The organism is Cyanobium sp. NIVA-CYA 375, assembly GCF_056108345.1.
Genome location: NZ_JBSYHW010000275.1, coordinates 1 through 872, shown reverse-complemented (window position 1 = coordinate 872; position 872 = coordinate 1). Strand labels below are relative to the sequence as shown.

The 872-nt window shown below is 72.8% G+C and carries 2 protein-coding genes; both read right to left on the bottom strand.

What is annotated here, in order from left to right:
• Positions 1-350: hypothetical protein (locus AC01FP_RS18045; RefSeq protein WP_474482180.1), on the bottom strand; the 350-nt coding region annotated here is incomplete at its 3' end.
• Positions 347-872, bottom strand: a 526-nt coding sequence (locus tag AC01FP_RS18040; protein ID WP_474482178.1) for a TIGR03118 family protein, incomplete at its 5' end; no start/stop codon positions are given. The genes AC01FP_RS18045 and AC01FP_RS18040, both read right to left, overlap by 4 nt.

The following is an 872-nucleotide window of genomic DNA, read 5'->3' as shown; positions in this document are numbered from 1 at the left end:
AGCGGCAGGCGGCGGTCGGCCAGGCCCTGCAGCGGCGCGCGCAGCACCTTCAACAGCCCGGCCGGGGTCAGCAGCGCCACCGCCAGCCGCCCCTGCCCGTGTGAACGGAAGCGGGCCGGCTGCGTGCGCAACAGCGACACCAGCACCTGCAGGCCACCGGGCTCCTGCGCCGGGCCGCACTCGAGCCCGTCGTCGCCGTAGACGGTGACGAGGTACAGGTCCGAGGGCAGCGCCAGGTGTTCGCGTGCCAGGGGTGCCGTCACGTCCAGCCAGGCCAGGGCAGCCAGGTGGTGCTGCAGGTCGCCCCGGGCGACGGCGATCGAGCCTGCCGCGCCCGGGCCCGGCTTCACTGGCAGATCGACAAGCCGCTGAGCGCCGGCAGCGTGTTCGGGTTGGCGCGCAGCTTGCCGAACAGGCCCTCGGTCTCCTTCTCGACGCCGGCCGCGAAGTACAGGTGGTTGGCCTCGCCGAGGCTCTCGCCGTTGCCGAACTGCAGGCCCCACAGGCCCTCGATCACGACCTTCTTGCCGCTGGCGTCACGCACGTAGTCCAGCGCCACGCGCAGGCGCGGGTGGAAGGCCACCACGGTGCCGTCGCCGAAGTTGCCCACCAGCATGCAGCCGGCGTACAGGCCGAAGTCCTTGGGTGCCGGTGCGATGCCCCAGGGGTAGTTGAGGAAGCCGCGGCCGAACCAGCGGGCCACGAGCTTGCCGCTGTTGTCGAACTCGGCCAGGCGGCCTTCGGCGGGCGGCGGCTGGGTGGGGTCGGGCGGCACCTGGCGGCCGTAGCCGACGAACACGCTGCTGCCCAGGGTCTGCACGTTGAAGGCTTCGAAGCCGCCAGGCTGCTTGCCACTGGCCGGGCGGAAGGGG